Consider the following 20,750-nt stretch of genomic DNA (forward strand, 5'->3'; position numbering starts at 1 on the left):
CTAGCGTGACGGGTATGCCTCGCTCCGAGAAGAACCTCCCCGAGAGGGCCCGACGAGACGCCCCCACCCATCGCGGTGGCCGCACCGTCCAGATCCTCGCGGTGCTGGCGCTGACCGGGATCGGTGCAGAGCTGCTGGCCGCGTACGCCGAGACCACCGGTGACCTCGGCGGCGTGGCGTTCTCCCTGGTGTTCTTCGCGGCGCTCTACGGGGCGCCGGCGCTGCTCGCCCGCGACCTCGCACGACGCCTCGGCTGGGGCTGGCCGAGCATGCTCTGCCTGTTCGCGGCGCTGGGGGTGATCCAGGCATGCCTCATCGACCAGTCGCTGTTCTCCGCCGACTACGGCGGGTACGCGGGCTGGGCCGAGAACCGCGAGCCCACACTGATCCCCACGCTGGGCTTCAGCGGATTCAACGCCTACTCGTTCCTGATGGGCCACCTGGTCTACAGCTTCGCGGCACCGATGGCGCTCGCCGAGGCCTGGTCCCCACGGCGGGCCCGCACGCCCTGGCTCGGCCGGGTCGGCACGACGATCGCCGTGCTCGCCTATCTGCTCGCGGCGCTGATGATCCTCGGGGACGAGTCCTCGCACTCCGGCAGCGTGGCCCAGCTGTTCGGCGCAGGGGTGGTGGTCACCGCTCTGGTGGGGATCGCCGTGCTGTGCGGGCGCAGGTCTCGAGGGGCCGGTTCGCCGGACGAGTCTCCCGATGGCCGCCGACGGGTCCCGATCTGGATGGCGATCATCGTGGGCCTCGTCGCCGGGCTCGTTCCGGATCTCATGCCGCCGACGTGGCTCGGGACCGCTCTGTCGATCGCTGTCACCGCGGCGCTCGGCACCGGGGTGCTCGTGGCCTCCCGACGGTCCTGGTGGACGGGGCGGCAGATGGCGGCCGTCGCGTTCGGACTTCTCCTCGAGCGCGGGCTGCTGGCCTTCACCTACTACCCGCTGGCGGGCGAGGTGACGGCAGCGGCGAAATACGGCCACAACCTCGTCATGCTCCTCGCGGTGCTGCTCGCCGGCGTGCTCGCACTCCTCCCACGAGGCCACGAGCAGGAACGCTCACACTGACCGCCTGTCCGTCGGCGGTGTTCAGGTGCGGAGCGCGCAGGATCGTGCAAAGGTCATCGCATGAGGCTCTATCTGTCGTCGTACCAGATCGGTCTCCACGGCGACGTGCTCGCGGGACTGGTCGGCGGGCAGCGGCGGGGGCGAGTGGTCTCGAATGCGTTGGACGGCTACGACGAGGAACGCCGCCGAGCTGATACCCGCCGACAGATCGCGCAGCTTGCCGAGCTCGGACTCTTGGCGACCGACCTCGATCTTCGCCAGCACGACCCGGACACGATCGCTGACGAGGTCGGAGAGCCGGACTTCCTGTGGATCCGCGGAGGGAATGTCTTCACGGCGCGCATGGCGATGGCTCGCTCCGGCCTGGACGAGGTGATCATCGAGGGCCTGCGCCAGGATGCGTTCGTCTACGCCGGATTCAGCGCCGGTGCGTGCGTGCTCGCCCCGAGTCTCGCGGGGCTCGAGCACTGCGACCCCGTGGAGGACTGCATCGCGGAGCACGGCACCGTGCGATACGACGGATTGGGAATCCTCGATCGACCAGTCGTCCCGCACCTCGAGTCACCAGAACATCCGGAGACTGCGCTGCTCGGGGAGGTCGCGGCACGCTACTCCACGGCAGGAGAGCCGTTCTGGGGACTGCGCGATGGCGAGGTCCTGGTGACGGACGGCAACGGCGGTGCTCCGAAAGTCCTCTGAGCTGCGGGTCCGGCGGCCCTCCCGGCTGCCCGCTGCAGACGCCCGCTCACCGACCTGTAGCGGGCGGGCGGCTCAGAAGAAGGTCTCGACCGCCTCGAGCACGGTGCTGCCGTCGGCGTCGACGACGGGGATCAGGCGCCACTTGTCGAAGGCTGTGCAGGGGTGGGACAGCCCCAGGGTGACCACGTCACCGATCGCGATGCCCGGATCGCCCGTGTAGCGCAGAAAGGTGTGCTGGTCGTTCAGCGCGGTGATCTCCGCGGCGGCCTCGGGTGTGAACGGGCGCTCCGCGCCGCCGAGCCGGCTCGCGACGGCAACCGGCGTGGGCAGGCCTTCGTCGAAGGGGACGTCGCGCTTGCCGGCGTCGAGCAGGGCGAGGCCGGGCTCCGGCATCGAGACCACCCGGGCATAGGCGCGCATCGCAGGCAGCAGGGCCTGCTCCGTCGCGACCTCGCGCGTCGTATCCAGCGGGGAGATGCCCCGGTAGAAACCGGAGTCGTGCACGATGTAGGCGCCCGAGCGCAGGATCGCCCGCACGTCGGTCAGCGTCTCGAAGCTCGCGGCGACCAGATCGAAGTAGGCACTGCCGCCGGCGCTCACCCACGGGGTCCCGTCGATCAGCGGGCGCAGGCGCTCCACCAGCGCGGCGAGAGCGTCACAGTAGGCGCCGACCACCCGCAGGGACTCCTCAGCCCGGTCATGGGCGAGCGCGCCCTCGTATCCCGCGGCCCCGTACAGGGTCAGCGTGGTGGAGGCGGCGATGCGCTCGGCGATCGCGACGGCGGTGGCCTCGTCCCGGGCACCGGTGCGGCCCCCGTCGGCCCCGAGCTCGACCAGCACGCCGAGGCGGGAGCCGTCGGGCAGCTCGCGCTCCAGCAGGTCGACGGTGGCGAGCGAATCCGCCCAGCACACGAGCTCCTGCTCGGGATGCTCGGCCAGGTGTGCAGCGAGCCGGCGCAGCAATGCCGGATCCGTGCAGGCGTTCGCGAGCTGCACGGTGGGGATGCCCTCGCGCAGCGCCACATCGGCCTGCCAGCCGGTGGCCACGGTGATCCCGGTGCAGCCGGCGTCGAGCTGACGACGCCACAGCACGGGGGCCATCGTCGTCTTGCCGTGGGGCATCAGCTCGAGCCCACGCTCGCTGGTCCACGCGGCCATCACCTGAAGGTTGTGCGCCATCGCCTGCTCGTCGAGCACCAGCAGCGGGGTGGAAAAATCCGCCAGCGGCGCCTCCAGCGCGGTGATCGGGCGGCCGACGAGGCCCGCCGGGAACGACTTGTCGAGCAGCTCGACCGTGCGCTGGACCTGCTGGGACATGGAGACCTCGTTCGGCTCGACAGTGATGAACTGCGAGTCTCCGAGCTTGGCCAGGATTATGCAAGGCGCGGCAGGCCGACCGGATGGCGGGGCCCGATCGGGACAGGGACCGGGCTGCCGGGCAGGACCGGCAGCCGTCGTCCGTCAGCGCCCGATGTCCAGGCGTCCCACCGAGGTGATCGGGGCGACGCGGCCCTCCTCGAGCTGGTACTGGCAGCCGACGATGCCGAGCTCGCCGGCGGCGACGGCGTCGCTGATCACGCGCGAGGAGCGCATGAGGGCGTGGATGGTCTCGTCGAGGTGGCGGCGGCCCACGGCGTCGGCGTCGATCTTCGTGATGTCGACGTACGGGGTGTCCTGGTGGCTGGCGAGCCACTCGCGCTGCACGGCGGGCTGGATCAGCTCGAGCTCGCGCAGGATCGCGGGGGTGACCGTGCTCGGGTGGGCGGTGGTCTGGTCGATCGCGGCCTTCACCGCGCCGCACGAGCCGTGCGCGAGCACCACGATCACGGCGACACCGAGCTCGGCGACGGCGAACTCCATGGTGGCGACGGTGTTCTCGTTGGCGATCTGGCCGATGTTGCGCACCACGAAGAGATCGCCGAGACCGCAGTCGAAGAGGATCTCGGCGGCGACACGGGAGTCCGAACAGCCCAGGAACGCCGCATCAGGGGCCTGGTAGCCGGTCAGCTGACTGCGTCGCGCCGCGTCCTGCTCGGGGTGCCGCAGCTCGCCCTGCATGAACCGCTCGTTGCCTTCGGCGAGGGCATCCCACGCCTCCTGCACGCTGACGCGGGCTGTACCCATGGTCGACATCCTTCCGGGTGGTCATCGGACGATCGGCGAGGCACTCCTCGTCGATCGAAATCTCGCTGCACACTACTCCGCGCCGCGCGGTGGGCCCGCGCCGAACACCGCTCGTGAGATGGCCGCGACACGGCCACGGAGGGCGTGAAGAGGTGCTTCGCACGCGGCCGGGTCCCCTCGGAACGACCCCCGGGAATCTGTCTCAGTGAGCAGCATCGGCCCAGGTCAGGAACTCTTCTGCGTCCAGCACGGGCTTGCCCCATTTCGCCGCGTTCTTCGACTTGTTGGACTGGGTTCCGCGCTCGGCGACGACCAGCACATCGGTCTTCGTCTTGGTGACGTTCGCGACGGGATGCAGGCCGCGCTGCTCCGCCAAGCGCTCCATCGTCGACCTGTCGAGATAGCCGTGCTCGGGGTGGACCACCTCTCCCGTGAAGCACACGCGCACGCCGGGCCGGAGCACGTCGGCGGCGGTCGGCGGGCCCTCGAGCACGAGGTCCTCCGGGAGGACGCGCACACCGAAGTGCTCCTCGGCGCCGCGCAGCCTCTCCACCACCGCGTCGTCCCGATCGATGACCCGCTCCCAGGCGGTGCGCAGGGCATCGGCCAGCACCTGCGCGGGGTCGTCGTCGGCCGAGAGATTCCCGCCGACGACGAAGCCCTCGGGGCCGGCGGTCCCGCTCTCCCCGTGCGTGCGGGCCAGCAGATAGCCGGTGCCGTGGGTGAACGGCGGGAACGCGGTGCCGGCCGGCGGCTGCCACGCGGAGGGGCCGGTGGCCCCTGCGCGGAGCCGCTGCACCGCGTCCCGCACGGCCCGGGCCCGCTCCAGGGCCGACGGGGCATTCAGCGCGGAGCGCTCGTCGGCCGTGAGCTGGGCGGTGGGCAGGTCGATGCCCAGCGGCATCGGGTCCACCACGCCGTTGCGCTTGAGCTCGAAGTCGATCCAGGCCAGCTGCTCGTCGACGCGGGGGCCCACGGGCACACGCCCGGCCAGCAGGGGAGCGAGGGCGGGCCAGGCCTCGGCGAGCACCGGGGCGAGCTGCACGTCGCGGGTGGTCAGCCCGAACTCGGTGCGTGCCGCATAGAGGTCGCTGGTGGGGTTCACGACGGTGGTGGCCTCATCGCCGTCGTCCGTCACCACCGCGAGCTCCACCGGTCGCGGGCGGTATTTGTCGCCCATCGTGCCCACCGTCAGCGCCGCCAGGTACACCTCGCCGAGCGCCTCGGCCGGCGCGCTGGGATCCGTGGGGGAGGCGAGGAAGCGCCGCACCCGGGTATCGGATTTGAGGTCGCGCGGCAGCACGTCCCGTCGCAGCACCAGGCCCTCCAGGCTCGTGCACCGTGACAGCGCCACGTACAGCTGCCCGTTGGCGAAGGTGCCGCCGGTGAGGTCCACGACCACACGATCGAGGGTCTGCCCCTGGGACTTGTGGATGGTGATCGCCCAGGCGAGCTTCATCGGCAGCTGGGTGAAGGTGCCGATGACCTCGTGGATCAGATGCCCGCCGTCGACCGAGGGGCGCGTGACGTCCCACGTGTGCGGGCGCACCTGTTCGCTGCGCCCGTCCCGCAGGAGCACCTCGACGAGCGGCCCGTCGGAGTCCGTGCCCAGAGCGGTGATCCGACCCAGGGTGCCGTTCACCCAGCGGTCCCACGGATCGTTGTTCAGCATCATCACCTGCGCGCCGACCTTCAGCTGCAGCTGCACGTCCGTGGGGTGCTCGAAGCCGTCGGTCTCGCCGCTGATCTGGGCGGTGAGGGTGTGCACCGGATCGGGGAGGCGCTCGAGCATCTGGCGATTGCGGGAGGTGACGATGCGATTCGTGGTCGCCAGCGTCAGCCAGAACTCCTCCATCGGTGGCTCGAAGTCCTTGTCGGTCCGGGCGTTCAGCTCCTCCCGCGCGTCCTCCAGCAGCGCGCCCTCGCGCACCGCGTTCAGCAGGTCCACCAGGCGGTCATCGCCCTGCTGGCGGAAGACGGTGGTCAGCTCGACCACTTCGACTGCGGAACGGTCGAAGGCGTCGGCGGAGAAGAAGAACGGGGTGCCGTAGCGCTGCTCGAGATGCGCGGCCTCGCTGTCGTGCACCACCGGCGGCAGCTGGTACAGATCGCCCACGAGCACCAGCTGCACCCCGCCGAACGGCTCGCCCGGCTGCGGCCCGAAGCGCTCGAGCGCGGCGGCGAGAGCATCGAAGAGGTCCGCCCGCACCATCGAGGCCTCGTCGATGATCAGCACATCCAGCGCGGCCAGGGTCGAGGCGAAGCGCCCGGGGTAGTAGCGCGGGGAGCGCACGAACTCCTCGTTCGCCCCGATCGGGAAGGAGAACAGGCGATGGATCGTGTAGCCGTCGACGTTCAGTGCGGCGATGCCCGTGGGCGCCACCGTGATCGCGGCGCTGTCGGTGGTCTCCAAGAAGTGCCTGATCAGCGTGGACTTACCCGTGCCTGCGCGGCCCGTGAGGAAGAGGTGGCGGCCGGAGCTGAGGGCATCCAGGGCGCGCTGGAAATCCTCGGTGATCGTGAGCGGAGCAGGCATGGGGAGATTCTCCCGCATGGCGCTGAGGATCGCCGACGCTGCATCGTGGCCGAGATCGCCCACCCCCCGAGCATCTGCTGGCTGACCTGGTGACCTCCGCTCCGCCGAAGGACCGTGACGTCGAGCGAGAGAAGGCCCGCGCCCGCAGCGCCAGGCGGTTCCCGGCGGCCGACGTGTCCTGACTCCACGAGCCGTGCCGACCTCTCAGTCGCGCGAGTGAGCAGCCCCGTGCCGTACTTGTCGGACCTACGCGAGGTTCCCGAGGAGCAGCTCGAGCGTGAAATCGAACCGCTCGTGCTCAGTTCCGGACACGAGCTCGGTCGCGTGATCGCTGATGTGGGGGAAACGGTCTGTCGGCAGAGCGGCGAACCGGGAGATCAGCGCAGCGCGGTCCGTCGTGCTGTGCCGCCAGTCGTCCTGGTCCGACCCCTGGCGTGCGGCAGCGATATCCAGCGTGTAAGCACCGACATAGAGGAACAGGGCATCGATGGTCCATGCCGCCACTTGAGGCGCGATACCGGCCGCGATGAGGATGGCGAACATTCCCTCGTTGATGCGCAGGATCTCGAGGTCCGAGACATCCATCGCGAGGGCGGCCCGTGAGATGCCGGGGTAAGTCAGGTACTGGTCGCGCAGTTGGGCGCAGATCTCGGTGATCTGCTCCCGCCAGAGGCCCGGAGCCACATCGGGCAGGACGATCTCGCTGCACAGGCGGCTGATGATCAGCTCGTCCAGATCGGCCTTGTTCACGACGTGCGCGTAGAGCGACGCGGGGCCCGTTCCGAGCTCGGTCGCCACGCTCCGCATCGTGAGGGCGTCGTAGCCGCGAGCGGCGACGATGCTGAGTGCGGCATCGGTGATCCGATCCACGGTGATCGGAGCCCTGCGGGGAGCGGACGGTTTGTCGCTGTTCGCGCGCCGGGCCGCACGTCGCCGCTGGGGTTCCGAGTTCATGGCGCCACCATACCTTGACACGAACACTGTTCGCCACATAGAACAGCGTTCGTGATTAACGAACAGCGTTCTACTCCGTCTCTCCGAGGATCATGGATAGCCCTGGCGGGCCTGTCCGCCGTCTTCCTCGTCGAGATGCTCGACAACTCGATCCTCAACCTCGCACTGCCCACGATCGGGCGGGAATTGCAGGCATCGACGATCGCTCTGCAATGGGTGACCAGCAGCTATGCGGTGGTCTTCGGCGGCTTAATGCTGGCATTCGGCGCGCTCGCAGACCGTTTCGGCCGACGTCGGATGATGCTCATCGGCCTCGTGCTGCTCGGCGCGGCGAGCATGGCGACTGCGGTCGTGACGACCGCCGAACAGCTGATCGTCGTCAGGATGCTGATGGGCGTCGCGGCGGCGATGACCACTCCGGGCTCGATGGCTCTCGCATTCCGTCTGTTCGAGGAGGAGAGCCTGCGAGTCCGAGCTATCACCCTCATCTCGACCGTCGGTCTCGTGGGACTCGCGCTCGGCCCCGTGCTCGGCGGCCTCGTGCTGACCGTTGCGCCCTGGCAGATGCTGCTGCTGGTCAATGCGCCAATCGCGCTCCTCGCCATCATTGGAATCCGGGGAGGCATCGCGGCCGACGATCCCGCCGAGCTGCACCATGACCCGCTCGATATGCTCGGCGCGCTGCTCGCCACGACGACGATCGCGCTGGCGCTTCTCGCGCCGACGGTCTTCGTCGAGGAGGGTTCGGGAGCGTGGAAGTCGTGGGCGATCGCCGCGTCGGCGGTGATCATGGCAGGACTGTTCGTGATCAGAGAGCGTTCTGCCGAGCATCCGCTCCTGGACCTCGGCTTGATCGCGCGCCCTTCCGTCGCAAGCGGCCTGGCCTTCAAGACAGCGGCGGGACTGGCGACGGCAGGACTCAGCTATCTGGTGACTCTGCAGCTCCAGCTCGCCTGGGGGTGGAGCCCGACCCAGGCCGCCCTGGGCATGCTTCCGCAGGTTGTCGTGCTGCTGGCGCTGGGCCCCTTCGTGAATCGGCTCGTCCAGCGGGTCGGGATCAGCCGTGCGGCCTGGATGGGAGCGGTGGCAGTAGTGGCAGGACTCGCCGTCTACGGCCTGCTCAACGGGTTCGGCTACGTCTGGATCGCGATCGCGCTGGCTCTGGTCGCGGGCGGCCTCCGCGTGGTCGGGGTCGTCTCGGCCGTCAGCGTTCTGAACGGTCTGCCGGATGACCGGACATCCATCGGCGCTGCGCTCATCGACACGACCACGGAGGTCGCCAACGGGGTCGGCATCGCCCTGGCGGGAACGGTTCTGGCTGCGCTGTTCTCCGGGAGCATTGCGACGTCCGGTTGGTCTGCCCAGCAGGCCGAGCAGTTCGAGAGCGGCGTGAGCGTCGGTGGTCTCCTGCTCACCGTGGTGGCAGGCGCTCTCGTCGGATTCGGGTTCGTGCGTTCGCGGGCATTGTCGTCGGCAGCGGCTCGTGCAAGCCTTTAGACATGCGCACCTCCACGGCCTGGGACGCCCTCCCGCAGCGACTGCCCGACTGGTTCCGCGATGCCCCGCTGGGCATCTTCATCCACTGGGGCGCCTACTCGGTCCCCGCCTGGGCGGAACCCACCGCCGAGCTCGGGGCGGTCGAGAGCGACCTCGGCTGGTTCGCGCACAATCCCTATGCCGAGTGGTACTTCAACACCATCCGCATCGACGGCTCGCCCGCTGCCGAGCACCATCAGGAGGTCCACGGCGGCGCCCCCTACGACGACTTCCTGGACCAGTGGGCGCCCACCGAGTTCGACCCTGCCGCGTGGGCGGATCTGTTCCGCCGGGCCGGCGCCGACTACGTCGTGCCCACCACCAAGCACCACGACGGGATCACCCTGTGGGATGCGCCGGGCACGGGGGACCGCAACACCGTGCAGCGCGGCCCGCGCCGGGACCTCGTGGGCGAGATCGCACGCGCCACCACGGATGCCGGGCTGCGCTTCGGCGTGTACTACTCCGGCGGTCTGGACTGGCACGTGCGGCCGACGGATCCGCTGGTGAGCGGGGACGATGTGGGCGACAGGCTGCGACCGCGCGATGACGAGTACGGGACGTACTGCAGCGCGCACGTGCGGGACCTCATCGACCGCTATCAGCCCGACGTGTTCTGGAACGACATCGGCTGGCCCGACGAGAACTTCCACTTCGACGAGGGCGGGCTCGGGGAGCTGCTCGCGCACTTCTATGCCCAGCGGCCCGAGGGTCTGATCAACGATCGGTTCGCCGGCGCCCACCAGGACTTCGTCACCACCGAGTACCAGGCCGGGGAGATCCCGGAGGGTCAGCCGTGGGAGAACTGCCGCGGCATCGGGCTGTCCTTCGGCTACAACCAGGTCGAGGACGCCTCCCAGTACATGTCCGGTGCGCAGGCCGTTCGCCACGTGGTCGACGCCGTGTCCAAGGGCGGCCGCGTGCTGCTGAACGTCGGCCCGCGGGCCGACGGCACCCTGCCGGAGCTGCAGGTGAAGGCGCTCGAGGCGCTCGGCGATTTCATGGCCAAGCACAAGGCGCACCTCGCCGGATCGCGTGGTCTCGGCGAGCTGGAGATCCCCGGCGTGAGCTGGGCTCGCGCGGTCGAGCAGGAGAGCACGTGCTACGTGTTCCTCTCCGGACCGCAGGGACGAGTGTCGCTCAGCGGCGCCGACCTTCCTGGCGGCTACGACTGGCCGGCCGAGGGCGTCGAGGTGGACCTGGCCGGCGAGGAGTCCGCTCCGATCGCGGTCAGCGCGAGGGCCACGAACGGTTCCTGACCGGTAGAGCCGCCGCGCACCACGAGGGCCCGATCAGCCGGCGCTCGGGGACTCGGCGTGCGACGGCCGGTCCTCGTGCCAGGCGGACCAGAGCCGCGCGAAGGGTCCGTCGCCCTCCACCAGCTCAGCATGCCCACCGCTCTCGACCACTCGGCCGTCCTCCATCACTACGACGAGGTCGGCATGCTCGGCGTGGAGGAGGCGGTGTGCGACGACCAGAGCGGTGCGGCCGGCCACGACCGCGGCGATGGCACGGTCCAGCGTGCCATCGCTGCCGGCCTCGGCGGTCGCTTCGTCGAGCACGACCACGGGAGGGTCGGCGAGCAGCACTCGCGCCAGGGCGATCTGCTGGATGCGTGCCTCGTCGAGAGCAGCCCCGGGAATACCCGCAAGACCGCCCGTGGCGTCCGTGCCTGTCGCCCAGCGCGCCCCGACGGCCTCGAGCGCAGCGATCAGCTCAAGGTCCGTGGCCTCGGGGCTCGCTAGCCGGAGGTTGTCCGCGACGGAGCCGGTGAACAGGTGCGCCCCCTGGGTCACCAGCAGCACGGCGGGTCGGGAACCTGCCCGGGCGGAGGCCGGGTCGACGCCGCCGATCCGGGCGGTGCCGGAGACGGGCGCGAGGGACCCGGCGACCGCGCGCGCGAGCGTCGATTTCCCGGACCCGGACGCCCCCACCAGCACCGTCGTGGACCCGGCGGGGAGGCGCAGATCCACGCCGTCCAGCGCGCGGCGCGTCCCCACCTGCCCGGGATAGGAGTGCACGAGAGCATCGATCTCGACCGCGGCGTCGGCGATCTCCCTGGCTGCCGGGACGGGACGCGCCACCTGCAGCACCCCGACCAGCCGTTCGAGCCCCGCGTGCGCCCTCTGCAGATCGTCGATGCTGGTCAGGAGATCGCCGATGGGGCCGAAGAGGCGGTGGAAGAATAGGGCGGCGGCCGTCACGGCACCCACGCTCAGCACTCCGGAGTCCACCCGCCAGTACCCGGCCGCCAGCACCGCGGCGAGACCGATGAACTCCGCGGTGTTCAGGCCGCCGAAGAAGCAGTTGCGCACGGCGGCCTGCCGGAGCTGTGTGGCCACGGCATCGAGGCTGCGCTGCGAGATCAGGTGCAGCCGGTCCTCCGCCCGGCCGTGCGCGCGCACCGTCGCCGCACCAGCCACGGTCTCGATGAGGGCCTGGCCCCGGCCGGCCTCCTGGTGCCGCATGTGCACGTACAACGGTCGGGAGCTCCGCAGGAAGCGGAGGGAGGAGAGCGTCTGGAGCGGGACGGCGAGCAGGGCCGCCGCGGCCAGCCAGGGGTCGAGAGCGGCGAGTCCCACGGCGGTCAGGACGATGGTGAACAGCGCCCCGACGACGCGCGGCAGCACCCCGGAGACGGCGTCGGTGACCGCCTCGACGTCTCCGGTCACCCGGGAGACGACGTCGGAGCTGCCCGCTCCTTCGACGACCCCCGCGTCCAGGCCCACGGCCGCTCGGAACACGTCCTCGCGGAGCTCGGCGAGGGCGTCCTGCAGGCACGCCACCAGGAGTCGGCCGCCCGCCCAGGAGGTCGCGGCGGCGATGACCCCCGCGGCGAGCACCACGAGGCATACGAGCGCGACGCCGCCCGCACCGCCGCCCGCGATCACGTGGTCGACGATCCGGCCGAGGGCGGGCGGGACGACCAGTGCAGCGGCCGAGCCGGCCAGCAGCAGCCCCGTGGTGGCCAGGAGGACACCCCATCGCCGCCCGAGGAGTCGCAGGACCGTGCGGGCGGTGGAGCACGGATCGGCGATCGGCAGCGAGGGTCCAGGCATCATGCGGCGACCTCGGTGCGGAGGGCGCGGGGAGCGACCGTGCGGGCATCGAGCACGTGGGAGCAGGCCGCGAGCAGCGGAGGCTCCCCGGTGACCACGACGAGCGTCCGGCCCAGGCGTGCCAGGCCCTCGGCGACGCGTCGGGCCGTGAGGGGGTCCAGGGCGGTCGTGGGCTCATCGAGCACGACGACCTCGGCGTCGTCGTGCAGCGCACGGGCCAGCAGGAGCCGTTGGCGCTGCCCGCCGGAGAGGCGTCGCCCGGATTCGCCGACCGGCGCCTCCGGAGACCCGACGTGGTCGATCACGTCGTCCAGGGCGGTCGCCGACGCCAGCCCGGGATCGATCGGTCCGCCGGTGAGGCAGACGTTCTCGTGCAGGGTGCCGGTGAACACTGCGGCGTCGTGCGGGGGAGCGATGACTCGCACGCGGTACCTGGCGGGCCCGAGGGTCAGCGCGTCGTCCCCGTCGAGAAGCAGCTCCCCGGGGTCCGGGGCGACGCGGACGGCGAGGAGCGCGGCGATCTCGCGGGCCTGGGCGGCTCCCTCGACGTGCACACCGACCATCTGCCCCGCGCGCACGAAGAGCGATCCCGCCGTGCCGGACGCGTCGGGCTTCCATTCGAGCACCGCCGGGGACTGTGGACCTGACGCGGCGCCGCTGCCCTCGGGCAGGACGAAGTCCTCGGCGATCAGCGCGTGCAGGCGCGCGGCGGAGGCCCGCTTGTGCGACCAGTTCGCCCCGAACGTGCCGATGTGCGCGAGCGCCCCCTGCAGGAACTGGGCAAGACCCACGACGGTCACGAGCTGTCCCGGGGTGATCCGCCCCGTGACCGCCATCCATCCGGCGACCAGGGTCAGCACGGACATGTACAGCACTGAGACCGTGCTGGAGACCGCCTGGTAGGTCAGCAGCGATCGGGCGGCCGCGACGGCGCCGTCGCGGGAGGCGGCACTGGCCCGCCGGTAGCGGCGCACGACCTCGCGCTGCGCACCGAGCCCCTGCAGCACCCGCAGGCCGGCCATCGCATCGGTGGCGACCTCGCTCGCGGACGCCGCCGACGCCTGCTCCCGTAACCCCAGCAGCTCGAGGGGGCGAGCGAGGGCCTTCATCCCCCACAGCACCAGGACCGCTCCGAGGAGCACGCCGAGTCCCAGCGGGCGCGAGATGACCAGCAGCGCCGCGGTGCTCGTCAGCAGCGCCATGACGGTCGCGCCCTGGGCGGCGACGCTCCAGGCCACCCCGGCGACCCGGTAGGTGTCGCTGGTGGTGATCGAGAGGATCTCTCCGGTGGGGCGCGGCGTGTGCTGGCGGTGGTGCAGCACCCGCGAGGCCGTGAGCTGACGCAGATCGTGCTCCCCGTGGCCGTACACGGCGACCATCCCGCGCGAGGCCCGTTGGTAGCTGAGCGAGAGAACGACGAAGACGGCGGCGAGCAGGCCCAGCCAGAGCACGAGCGCGGCACCGTCCCGGGGCATCACGGCACGGTCGATGACCACGCCGATGAGGATCGGGACGGCGGCCTCGCAGGCCTGGTGCAGCATGAGGCCCGCCGTGCACGCGGCGAGGCGGCGATCGCGGCCGTCGCGTGCGAGGGCCACGCGCAGCATGCTGGCGACGGTCAGGGACGGGGGACGCTCGAGGAGGCTCTGCACCCTGTCGACGCTAGGTGTGGCAGGCGCCGCGCGGGTGACGAGGACTGTCGAGCAGCGGACACCTGTGACTTAGGATCACCTCACTTCACCTCCTGGGTGATGGGCCGGGCGTCCAGCGCCTGCCCGTCGCCTTCCCGCCTTCCGCCCGCCCGTGCGGGCCGCATCTCTCTGGAGCCTCCGTGACCGACCTCGTGGACCGACCTCCGGCGCGCCCCGACGCGGGGGCGGCGCCCGCTGACCCTGCGCCTCCGTGCCGCGGGAGCATGATCCCCGAGGGGTACCTGCTCACCACGAGGTTCCTGCGGTACGTGTCCGCCGATGACGAGCAGTCCTCCTGCGTCCCATCCCCGCACGTCCACCGGGAGCACGCCGTGTTCTGGGCCGCCCGCGGCGTCGCGTCGGACCTCGAGGTCGACGGGGTCCAGCGCAGCCTCGCGCCGGGGCAGGGCCTGTTCGTCCCGCCCGGCACGCCGCATGGGGCGAGCCGGGCGGAGACGACGGCACTGGCGGTGCTGTTCGTGCATCCTCACGCCTGGCCCCAGGCTCCCGATCAGGTGGCCTCGGTGGTCGCGAACGCCGCGCTGCGGGAGATGCTGATCCATCTTGCACAGTTCGCCATGCCGAGGGATCAGCGGCTGCGGGCCCAGCGCGTGTGCCTCGAGCTGATCACGGAGGAGCCCCGGGTCTCCCTCGCCCTGTCGGTGCCGAGGGATCCACGCATCGTCGGTATCGCTCGCGCGATCCTGTCCGATCCGGCAGATGGCCGCTCCCTCGAGGACTGGGCGTACCTGACGTCCTCGAGCACGCGCACCCTGGTGCGGGCCTTCCGGGCCGAGACCGGCATGACCTTCGCCGAATGGCGCTCGTGCGCGCGGATGTCTGCGGCGGTTGCGCTGCTGGGTGACGGATTCCCTGTCGGGGTGGTCGCCCGGCGCGTCGGCTACGCGACCGCGAGTGCGTTCAGTGCCGCCTTCCATCGGACGATGGGCCGGCCGCCGCATCGCTTCCTGCCGACGCGAGGGGCCGACGCCTGGCAGACGGACGTCTGACGGGCCGACGTCTGGCGGGCGGACGTGATCGACGCCACCGGCTTCGGGGTGCGGATGTCCGCTGCGCGACAGGTCGTGTCCCTTCTCGACATGCGGACCGCTCTAGGTTTATTGAGGTTTGCCTAACCTATCCTGGCTCTTCGCCCGGCCCCTCTCCGAAAGGTCGCTCCATGGTCACCATGCGCCGTTCCTCGTTCCTGCTCGGCCTCGCGGCCGCTCCGCTGCTGGCAGCCTGCTCGACGAGCGAGGCGGGGACCGGATCCGCCTCCGACGGCGGCAGCACGTCCGGGGGAGACGCCGGCGCGTTCCCTGTGACCCTCGAGCACGTCTACGGGACGACAGAGATCCCCGCCAAGCCCGCCCGTGTCGTCACGATCGGGTGGATGACCCATGACATCGTCGCTGCACTCGGGACCGCGCCCGTGGGCGTCAGCACCAGCTGGGGCGGGGACGAGGAGGGCTTCAACCCGTGGTTCCGCACCCAGGTCGAGGGCGTCCTCTCCGCCGAGCTGCCGACGATCCTCACCGAGGAGGAAGGGCCCGACTACGAGCAGATCCTCTCGCTCATGCCGGACGTCATCCTGGCTCCGCACTCCGGTATCACCGAGGTGCAGTACGAGCGGCTCACCGAGATCGCGCCGACGGTCGCCTATCGCGAGGGGGCCTGGTCCTCGGGAACCTGGCAGGACCTGACCGGCATCGTCGCCACCGCGCTCGGCGAGTCAGAGAAGGGTGATTCCCTCATCGCAGAGACCGAGAAGGGCATCACGGAGGCGGCCGCGCAGTACCCCCGCCTCGACGGCGCGAGCTTCATCTACAGCCTCGCCCTCTCCGCGGCAGACGGCGGCACCGAGATGGGCGTGTACGTCTCCGGGGACCCGCGGGTCTCGTTGCTGCACGCCTTCGGGATGGTCGACTCCCCGGCCCTGGCCGCGGCGAGCGAGGGTGCGGACGCCGATACCTTCAACGTCGCCGTGAGCCTCGAGGAGCTCGACACCGTCGAGGCCGATGTGCTCGTGGCCTGGTCCAACTCCGCAGAGGACACGCAGTACTCGCTCGAGCACCCCCTGTACTCCCGCTGGGCCCCCATCGCCGGCGGTCACTACTTCATCACGGAGGACCCCGTCATGGGCATGGCCACCAGCGGGCCGTCCGTCCTCAGCATCCCGTGGGCGATCGAGGAGGGCTACGTCGAGGGCATCTCCCAGGCCCTCGAGGGTGACGCCGTGGTCAGGCCCGCGGAATGAGCGCCGATGCCATCGCGGATCCCACGGGTGCCTACGTGCCGCGGATCCATGCCGCAGAGGTCACCGGAGCGCGTCGCCTCGGCCCGGGCATGATCCGCATCAGCCTCGGCGGACCGGACATGCTCGACTACCCGACCACCGGCGTCGGCGACGAGTACGTGCGCATCTTCTTCCCCGACGAACCCGACGTCGAGGTGCGCATGCCCTTCGTCGCCGATCGCGGCTGGGACTATCCCGAGGGCGTCGAGCCCTCCGAGATGCGCACCTACACGATCCGCGCGCACCGGGCGGGGGAGGTCGACATCGACTTCGTGGTCCACGAGGGCGGCCTCGCCGCCGACTGGGCCCTGCAGGCCGTCCCCGGCCAGCGCGTCGCGCTGAACCCACCGCAGAAGCTGTACGCGCGGCCTGAGAGCGCGCGCCGTCAGCTGCTGATCGCCGACGAGCCCGCCCTGCCCGCTGCGCTCCGGATCGCGGAGCTCACCGGGCGCCAGGTCGAGACCACCGTGCTGGTCGAGCTCCGAGGCCGGGAGAACGCGCTGCGCACGGAGCACGGGGAGGAGGACCCCACCACCTATCGGTGGCTGTGCGGCACCGGCAACGGGGCCACGCCCAGCCAGCTGCTCGAGACGCTGCGCCGCGAGAAGCTGGAGCACGACACCTACGTGTGGGTGGCAGGGGAGACCCGCCTGACCCGAGAGGCCCGCTCCTACCTCCGGCACGAGCTGGGCCTGCCCGCCGAGGCGTACAAGTGCGTCGGGTACTGGACCGACAAGGCGGAGCAGTGGCGGGAGCGCTACGACGCGCTCGGCGAGGAGTTCCACGAGCGCCTCCGCGCCCTCTACGCCTGCGAGCTGGACGAGGAGGAGATCGTGGACGAGGTGCAGCGGATGTACGAGGCCGTCGGACTGTGAGTTCCGCACCGACGACACCGCCCGACTCCGCGGGCCCGTTCAGCACGGCAGGACGGCGTGCGGTGCAGGTCTCGTCGCGCTCGGGATCGGCGCTCCCAGCCTTGTCGCGCGAGAACCCGTTGCACCGGGATCCGTCGCACGAGGATCCAGCACACCCGGATCCGACGGAGCGCGGGCGGGAGGAGGGCCCGTCGGGCCTGGCCCGGAGCACCTCCACCAGGACCTTCGGGTTCCTTCTCATGGCCGTGCTTCTGCTCGCCGTCACCGCAGCGAGTGTCGCCGTCGGCGCCCGCGACATCGCGTTCGCCACGATCTGGGAATCGCTGGTCGCCTACGACTCCGACCTCGCCGAGCACCTCATGATCCGCGAGATGCGCATCCCGCGCACCGTCGTCGGGCTCGTGATCGGCCCCGCCCTCGGGCTGTGCGGCGCACTGATCCAGGCCTTCACGCGCAACCCGCTCGCAGACCCCGGGATCCTCGGGGTGAACGCGGGGGCGACGTTCGCGGTCACCCTCGCTGTGGGATTCCTAGGCCTGGCCTCCCCACTGGGCTACATCTGGTTCGCGCTCGCCGGAGCGGGTGCGGTGACGGTGCTGGTGTATCTGCTCGGCTCGATCGGCGGCGGACGATCCACGCCCGCGAAGCTGGTCCTGGCCGGGGTCGCGATCAGCGCCGTCCTGGGCGGTCTGACCAGCGCCGTCATCCTCGGCGACCGCGAGGCGTTCGACGACCTGCGGTTCTGGGGCGTCGGCTCGATCGGTGGTCGCCAGCTCGACGTGGTGCTCTCCTTCGCCCCGTTCATCGCGGTCGGCGTGCTGATCGCCCTCGCCGTCGCCCGCCCCTTGAACGCGCTCGCGCTCGGTGACGAGCTCGGCGCCGCCCTCGGGGTGCGGATCGGCATCGTGCGCGTAGGCGTGATCGTCGCCGTGACGCTGCTGGCCGGGACCGCGACGGCGCTCGCGGGCCCGATCGGCTTCCTCGGCCTGATGGTCCCCCACGTGGTGCGCTGGATCGTCGGACCCGACCAGCGCTGGATCATGGCCTACACCCTCCTGGTGTCCCCGGCACTGCTGCTGATCGCGGACATCGTGGGCCGGATCATCATGCCCAGCGGCGAGCTGCGCGTGGGCCTGGTGACCGCCGTGGTCGGAGCGCCGGTCCTGATCCTGCTCGCACGACGCAGGACGGTGAGCGGGCTGTGAGCACTGTCCACCGCGCGGGCACGACAGGCACGACGGGCGTGCGCCTCGAGCACGGCTACCGGGCGCTCGTACCCCGTCTCGGGCGCGTCTCCGCTCTCATCCCGGTGCGGTCGGTGATCGTCTGCGCGATCCTCGCCGTGGCGGTGGCGGCCCTGGGCATCGCCTCGCTCGGGATGGGCAGTTTTCCGCTGGGGATCGGCGAGGTGATCGACGCACTCCTGGGCCGCTCCGACCAGCAGACCCGGCTGCTCGTGGTCGGCTGGCGGCTGCCGCGCATGCTCTTCGCCGTCCTGTGCGGCACGGCGCTCGCCCTGTCGGGGGCGATCTTCCAGTCGCTCACCCGCAACCCCCTGGGATCCCCGGACATCATCGGCTTCTCCTCCGGCTCCTACACCGGCGCGATCGTGGTGATGCTCCTGCTGGGATCCTCCCGCTACCTGGACATCGCCGCCGGCGCCCTGCTCGGCGGCTGCGTGACCGCAGCGGTGGTGTACCTGCTCGCGATCCGGCGCGGCAGCGTGCAGTCGTTCCGGCTGATCATCATGGGTATCGGCATCGGGGCGATGCTCTCCTCGCTGAACTCCGGGCTGATGCTCATGGTCGATGTGGACACGGCGATGCTGGCCGCCGTCTGGGGCGCAGGGTCGCTCAACGCCCTCGGGCACGCGCAGCTGTGGCCGATGGCTCTCTGTCTCGCCGTGCTGCTCGTCCTGCTCGTGGCCGTCGCGGCCCCGCTGCGCCAGCTCGAGCTCGGGGACGACGCCGCGCGTTCGTTGGGGCTGCGCGCGAACCGGATTCGGGCGCTCTCCGTGATCCTCGGCGTGGCGCTGACAGCGCTCGTGACCGCTGCGGCGGGGCCGATCTCCTTCGTCGCGCTCGCGGCCCCGCAGATCGCCCGCCGCCTGGTGCGGGGGTCCGGCGTGATGCTGGTGCCCTCCGCACTCGTCGGCTCCTTAGTCCTGCTGGGATCCGACGTGCTCGCCCAGCGCCTGGGCTTCCCCGTCGGCGTCGTGACGGTGTCCCTGGGCGGGGCCTACCTGGTCTGGCTGCTGGCCGTCGAGTTCCGAGCGCGGCGATGAGCGCGCGCACCCGGAGGAGAACCACATCGCTACTGCTGGAAGGGCACGAGGAGATGACCGTGGACGAGACGGCGACGGGAGTCGCGAGCACCGGCCGGCTGGGCGCCGGGGCGGCGGGGCCGACGGACAGTGTGCCTGCCGGGCTCGCGGCCGTCCCGCCCGCCGCACCGGACGAAGAGGCCCTGCGCATCGAGTCTCTGCGCGTCGGCTACGACCGCAAGGTCATCTGCGAGAACGTGGACCTGCAGATCCGGCGCGGTTCGTACACCGCGGTGATCGGGCCCAATGCCTGCGGCAAGTCCACCCTGCTGCGGGCGATCGCGCGCGTGCTGCCCTTCACGACCGGCAGCGTCCTGCTCGACGGTCAGGACATACGCAGGGTGCCTACCAAGGAGCTCGCGACCCGGCTCGGGCTGCTCCCGCAGACCTCCCTCGCCCCGGACGGCATCCGCGTCTGCGACCTCGTGGCCCGCGGTCGGTACCCACACCAGGGGCTGTTCGACCGCTGGTCCTCGCAGGACGAGGCCGCGGTGAGCGCCGCCCTCGAGGCCACCGGCATCGCCGACCTCTCCGGCCGACTCGTCGAGGAGCTCTCCGGTGGTCAGCGCCAGCGGGTCTGGGTCGCTATGGCCCTCGCCCAGGAGACCCCGGTGCTGCTGCTCGACGAGCCGACGACATTCCTGGACATCACCCATCAGTACGGGCTGCTCGAGCTATTCGAGCGGCTGCGCTCGACGCTGGACCGCACCGTCGTGGTGGTCCTGCACGATCTCAACCAGGCTGCGCGCTTCGCCGATCACCTGGTCGTCATGAAGGACGGCGACGTGGTCGCGGCCGGACCGCCCGCCGAGATCCTCACGGCGCAGCTCGTCGAAGAGGTCTACGAGCTGCCCTGCCGGATCATGCCCGATCCCGAGACTGAAGCGCCGATGGTGATTCCGCGTGCGATGAGCTGAGCGCCGTCAGCCGTGCGGCCCCGCGCCCCGCGTCACGGAGACGTCGAGACCGTCGGCGATCATCGTGAGCGCCTTGGCGAAGCTGTCCCCGTCGCTCGTGGCGGCGACCGCATCGTCGGGGTTCAGGGAGTCCGGTGCGTCCAGGAGCCCGAGGGAGTCCGCGGTGCGGCGCTGCTGCTCGTGGAAGACGTAGCCGACGGTGAAGTGCACGAGCACCTCGGCGGCCACCTCGGACAGTGCATCGGGCACGCCGTGGCGTCGTGCGACCTCCAGCAGCTGGGGTCGCACCGGTGACCCGACCAGCCCGAGGGACAGGGAGCTGGAGACCAGCTCCGAGGCATCCCGGTAGGTGAGCAGGCAGTCGCGCAGCCGTGCACCGAGCACGCGCACCGCCTCATGCACACCCAGGGCACCCAGGTCCTCGATCGGGAGCTCCGCGAGCGGTGCGAGGATCCGCGCGCTGACGGCGGCGAGCAGCGCCTGCTTGTTCGGGAAGTGCCAGTACAGGGCGCTGGGCTGCACGCCGAGCGCCGTCGCCAGGTTCCGCATCGTCAGGTCGGGGAGCCCGTACTCGTCCAGGAGCTGCAGGGCCATCTCGGCGACGTCCTCACGGCTCCGTCTGCGGGGAGTTCCTGAAGTCGCCATCTCTTCACTATAGTGATGAACGGCG

17 protein-coding genes and 1 pseudogene are annotated in these 20,750 nt (G+C 71.0%); 11 read left to right on the forward strand and 7 right to left on the reverse strand.

Annotated features, from left to right (window positions below):
- The first annotated feature begins 14 nt into the window (after positions 1 to 14).
- Positions 15 to 1,070, forward strand: a complete 1,056-nt coding sequence (locus tag CIK81_RS04615; protein ID WP_114307479.1) for a hypothetical protein — start codon at positions 15 to 17, stop codon at positions 1,068 to 1,070.
- A gap of 60 nt (positions 1,071 to 1,130) precedes the next feature.
- Entirely contained in the window at positions 1,131 to 1,769 is a 639-nt protein-coding gene (locus CIK81_RS04620) for a Type 1 glutamine amidotransferase-like domain-containing protein (protein WP_114307478.1), read from the forward strand.
- Between the two features lie 72 nt (positions 1,770 to 1,841).
- Here the strand turns inward: CIK81_RS04620 and CIK81_RS04625 are convergent, their stop codons facing one another.
- From CIK81_RS04625 to CIK81_RS04635, 3 genes are all read right to left on the reverse strand, one after another.
- Complete coding sequence (locus tag CIK81_RS04625; protein WP_114307477.1) at positions 1,842 to 3,086, reverse strand: alanine racemase; 1,245 nt, start codon at positions 3,084 to 3,086, stop codon at positions 1,842 to 1,844.
- A gap of 144 nt (positions 3,087 to 3,230) precedes the next feature.
- On the reverse strand, positions 3,231 to 3,893 hold the full coding sequence (locus CIK81_RS04630) for a carbonic anhydrase (RefSeq protein ID WP_096166714.1): 663 nt from the start codon (positions 3,891 to 3,893) through the stop codon (positions 3,231 to 3,233).
- Between the two features lie 202 nt (positions 3,894 to 4,095).
- Positions 4,096 to 6,429: an AAA family ATPase gene (locus CIK81_RS04635; protein WP_241963965.1), complete on the reverse strand. Its 2,334-nt coding sequence runs from the start codon at positions 6,427 to 6,429 to the stop codon at positions 4,096 to 4,098.
- 45 nt (positions 6,430 to 6,474) lie between these two features.
- Between CIK81_RS04635 and CIK81_RS18485 the strand changes: the two are divergent.
- Positions 6,475 to 6,611: pseudogene (locus tag CIK81_RS18485) on the forward strand (DUF2277 domain-containing protein); the annotation flags it as partial.
- Positions 6,612 to 6,675: 64 nt separating this feature from the next.
- Here CIK81_RS18485 and CIK81_RS04645 read toward each other — a convergent pair.
- On the reverse strand, positions 6,676 to 7,383 hold the full coding sequence (locus CIK81_RS04645) for a TetR/AcrR family transcriptional regulator (protein ID WP_114328973.1): 708 nt from the start codon (positions 7,381 to 7,383) through the stop codon (positions 6,676 to 6,678).
- Positions 7,384 to 7,434: 51 nt separating this feature from the next.
- On the opposite strand from CIK81_RS04645, the gene CIK81_RS04650 reads away from it, so the two are divergent.
- Together CIK81_RS04650 and CIK81_RS04655 are read left to right on the forward strand one after the other, a co-directional pair.
- Complete coding sequence (locus CIK81_RS04650) at positions 7,435 to 8,880, forward strand: MFS transporter (RefSeq protein ID WP_338076148.1); 1,446 nt, start codon at positions 7,435 to 7,437, stop codon at positions 8,878 to 8,880.
- 2 nt (positions 8,881 to 8,882) lie between these two features.
- Positions 8,883 to 10,178, forward strand: coding sequence for an alpha-L-fucosidase (locus CIK81_RS04655; RefSeq protein ID WP_114328969.1), 1,296 nt, complete (start codon positions 8,883 to 8,885; stop codon positions 10,176 to 10,178).
- Positions 10,179 to 10,211: 33 nt separating this feature from the next.
- Here CIK81_RS04655 and CIK81_RS04660 read toward each other — a convergent pair whose 3' ends face one another.
- Positions 10,212 to 11,981, reverse strand: a complete 1,770-nt coding sequence (locus tag CIK81_RS04660) for an ABC transporter ATP-binding protein (protein WP_114307473.1) — start codon at positions 11,979 to 11,981, stop codon at positions 10,212 to 10,214.
- Positions 11,978 to 13,630 carry an ABC transporter ATP-binding protein gene (locus CIK81_RS04665; protein WP_199586280.1) on the reverse strand — a complete coding sequence of 551 codons (1,653 nt, stop codon included), beginning with the start codon at positions 13,628 to 13,630 and terminating at the stop codon, positions 11,978 to 11,980. Before CIK81_RS04665 ends, CIK81_RS04660 begins: the two co-directional genes overlap by 4 nt.
- A gap of 263 nt (positions 13,631 to 13,893) precedes the next feature.
- Between CIK81_RS04665 and CIK81_RS04670 the strand changes: the two genes are divergently transcribed.
- From CIK81_RS04670 to CIK81_RS04695, 6 genes are all read left to right on the forward strand, one after another.
- A complete protein-coding gene (locus CIK81_RS04670) occupies positions 13,894 to 14,679 on the forward strand; it encodes an AraC family transcriptional regulator (protein WP_114307472.1) in 786 nt (261 codons plus the stop codon).
- Positions 14,680 to 14,849: 170 nt separating this feature from the next.
- Positions 14,850 to 15,926 carry an ABC transporter substrate-binding protein gene (locus CIK81_RS04675; RefSeq protein WP_114307471.1) on the forward strand — a complete coding sequence of 359 codons (1,077 nt, stop codon included), beginning with the start codon at positions 14,850 to 14,852 and terminating at the stop codon, positions 15,924 to 15,926.
- Positions 15,923 to 16,840 carry a siderophore-interacting protein gene (locus CIK81_RS04680; RefSeq protein ID WP_114307470.1) on the forward strand — a complete coding sequence of 306 codons (918 nt, stop codon included), beginning with the start codon at positions 15,923 to 15,925 and terminating at the stop codon, positions 16,838 to 16,840. The genes CIK81_RS04675 and CIK81_RS04680 overlap by 4 nt, the downstream gene beginning before the upstream one ends.
- A gap of 239 nt (positions 16,841 to 17,079) precedes the next feature.
- Complete coding sequence (locus tag CIK81_RS04685) at positions 17,080 to 18,045, forward strand: iron ABC transporter permease (protein ID WP_114307469.1); 966 nt, start codon at positions 17,080 to 17,082, stop codon at positions 18,043 to 18,045.
- Entirely contained in the window at positions 18,042 to 19,124 is a 1,083-nt protein-coding gene (locus CIK81_RS04690; RefSeq protein WP_114307468.1) for an iron chelate uptake ABC transporter family permease subunit, read from the forward strand. The genes CIK81_RS04685 and CIK81_RS04690 overlap by 4 nt, the downstream gene beginning before the upstream one ends.
- A gap of 53 nt (positions 19,125 to 19,177) precedes the next feature.
- Positions 19,178 to 20,080 carry an ABC transporter ATP-binding protein gene (locus CIK81_RS04695; protein ID WP_114307467.1) on the forward strand — a complete coding sequence of 301 codons (903 nt, stop codon included), beginning with the start codon at positions 19,178 to 19,180 and terminating at the stop codon, positions 20,078 to 20,080.
- 6 nt (positions 20,081 to 20,086) lie between these two features.
- Here the strand turns inward: CIK81_RS04695 and CIK81_RS04700 are convergent, their stop codons facing one another.
- Positions 20,087 to 20,725 (reverse strand): TetR family transcriptional regulator, encoded by a 639-nt coding sequence (locus CIK81_RS04700; protein WP_114355454.1) that lies wholly within the window; start codon positions 20,723 to 20,725, stop codon positions 20,087 to 20,089.
- Positions 20,726 to 20,750 lie beyond the last annotated feature (25 nt).

Source organism: Brachybacterium sp. JB7 (assembly GCF_003335205.1).
GTDB lineage: Bacteria > Actinomycetota > Actinomycetes > Actinomycetales > Dermabacteraceae > Brachybacterium > Brachybacterium alimentarium.

Bases quoted from the DNA above. Each gene is read 5' to 3' on its own strand.
- CIK81_RS04615 (WP_114307479.1), top strand. From the start codon at position 15: ATGCCTCGCTCCGAGAAGAACCTCCCCGAGAGGGCCCGACGAGACGCC.
- CIK81_RS04620 (WP_114307478.1), top strand. From the start codon at position 1,131: ATGAGGCTCTATCTGTCGTCGTACCAGATCGGTCTCCACGGCGACGTG.
- CIK81_RS04625 (WP_114307477.1), bottom strand. From the start codon at position 3,086: ATGTCCCAGCAGGTCCAGCGCACGGTCGAGCTGCTCGACAAGTCGTTC.
- CIK81_RS04630 (WP_096166714.1), bottom strand. From the start codon at position 3,893: ATGGGTACAGCCCGCGTCAGCGTGCAGGAGGCGTGGGATGCCCTCGCC.
- CIK81_RS04635 (WP_241963965.1), bottom strand. From the start codon at position 6,429: ATGCCTGCTCCGCTCACGATCACCGAGGATTTCCAGCGCGCCCTGGAT.
- CIK81_RS04645 (WP_114328973.1), bottom strand. From the start codon at position 7,383: ATGAACTCGGAACCCCAGCGGCGACGTGCGGCCCGGCGCGCGAACAGC.
- CIK81_RS04655 (WP_114328969.1), top strand. From the start codon at position 8,883: ATGCGCACCTCCACGGCCTGGGACGCCCTCCCGCAGCGACTGCCCGAC.
- CIK81_RS04660 (WP_114307473.1), bottom strand. From the start codon at position 11,981: ATGATGCCTGGACCCTCGCTGCCGATCGCCGATCCGTGCTCCACCGCC.
- CIK81_RS04670 (WP_114307472.1), top strand. From the start codon at position 13,894: ATGATCCCCGAGGGGTACCTGCTCACCACGAGGTTCCTGCGGTACGTG.
- CIK81_RS04675 (WP_114307471.1), top strand. From the start codon at position 14,850: ATGGTCACCATGCGCCGTTCCTCGTTCCTGCTCGGCCTCGCGGCCGCT.
- CIK81_RS04680 (WP_114307470.1), top strand. From the start codon at position 15,923: ATGAGCGCCGATGCCATCGCGGATCCCACGGGTGCCTACGTGCCGCGG.
- CIK81_RS04685 (WP_114307469.1), top strand. From the start codon at position 17,080: ATGGCCGTGCTTCTGCTCGCCGTCACCGCAGCGAGTGTCGCCGTCGGC.
- CIK81_RS04695 (WP_114307467.1), top strand. From the start codon at position 19,178: ATGACCGTGGACGAGACGGCGACGGGAGTCGCGAGCACCGGCCGGCTG.
- CIK81_RS04700 (WP_114355454.1), bottom strand. From the start codon at position 20,725: ATGGCGACTTCAGGAACTCCCCGCAGACGGAGCCGTGAGGACGTCGCC.